This window comes from Thiolapillus sp. (assembly GCF_048562965.1).
GTDB classification, from domain to species: domain Bacteria; phylum Pseudomonadota; class Gammaproteobacteria; order Chromatiales; family Chromatiaceae; genus Thiolapillus; species Thiolapillus brandeum_A.
Genome location: NZ_JBHNMF010000946.1, coordinates 1 through 1,097, shown reverse-complemented (window position 1 = coordinate 1,097; position 1,097 = coordinate 1). Strand labels below are relative to the sequence as shown.

The 1,097-nt window shown below is 57.1% G+C and carries 1 protein-coding gene; it reads left to right on the top strand.

The features are described 5' to 3' along the window. Window positions 1-18: 18 nt before the first annotated feature. Window positions 19-1,097: 30S ribosomal protein S12 methylthiotransferase RimO (rimO, locus tag ACOCD2_RS21355; protein WP_305800774.1), on the top strand; the 1,079-nt coding region annotated here is incomplete at its 3' end.

Here is a 1,097-nt window from a genome sequence, read left to right as displayed (position 1 = left end):
CCTTCGGTGGCATCAGACATGTCCATCGATTTCTCCTGTGTCGTGAAATTTCAGGAGAAAGTCTGCACGGGGTCAGGTCGGGAAAACAGGTGTGGATTCTTGGGCGCTTACGGCGTTACCGGACCTCACGCCTATGAAGAAGTCATGGCGCTTGTGCATGAACATCTGCCCGCGCCCCACGATCCCTGGACCAGCCTGATTCCACCGCAGGGCGTCAGGCTCACGCCACGTCACTACGCTTATCTGAAAATTTCCGAAGGCTGCAATCACCGCTGCAAGTTCTGCATCATCCCTTCCCTGCGTGGGGATCTGCTGAGCCGTCCCCTGGGAGAAGTGGTGGCGGAAGCGGAACGCCTGGTGGAATCGGGGGTGCGCGAGCTGCTGGTGGTGTCACAGGATACCAGCGCCTATGGCGTGGATCTGAAGTATCGTAACGATTTCGTGACCGGCAGGCCGATGGAAACCCGCCTTTACAGTCTCGCCAAAGCGTTGGGCGAACTGCCTGCCTGGGTGCGCCTGCACTATGTCTATCCCTATCCCCAGGTGGATCAGGTCATTCCCCTCATGGCCGAAGGCGCCATATTGCCTTACCTAGATATGCCTTTGCAGCACGGCAGCGAAAAAATCCTCAAGTCCATGGGGCGTCCTGCAGCGACAGAAAAGGTGCTGGACCGAATAGCGAACTGGCGCCGGGATTGTCCGGAACTGGTGATCCGTTCCACTTTCATCGTCGGGTATCCTGGAGAGACGGAACAGGATTTCAAAATGCTGCTGGATTTTCTCCGGGAAGCACAACTGGACCGGATCGGCTGCTTCACCTATTCACCCGTGAAAGGCGCGGCGGCTAACGCCTTGCCGGATCACGTGGATGAAGAAACCAAGGAAGACCGTCTGCGGCGTTTTATGGATGTGCAGGCGACTATATCAGCAGAAAAACTGGCCACCAGGAAGGGCCAGTCCATGATCGTGCTGGTGGATGAAGTACACGAAGATCATATCATCGCCCGCGGGCCGGGAGATGCGCCGGAAATCGATGGTCAGGTCATCGTCCAAGGCAGCTGGGAACTGGAACCGGGGGATTTCGTGGAAGTGGTTAT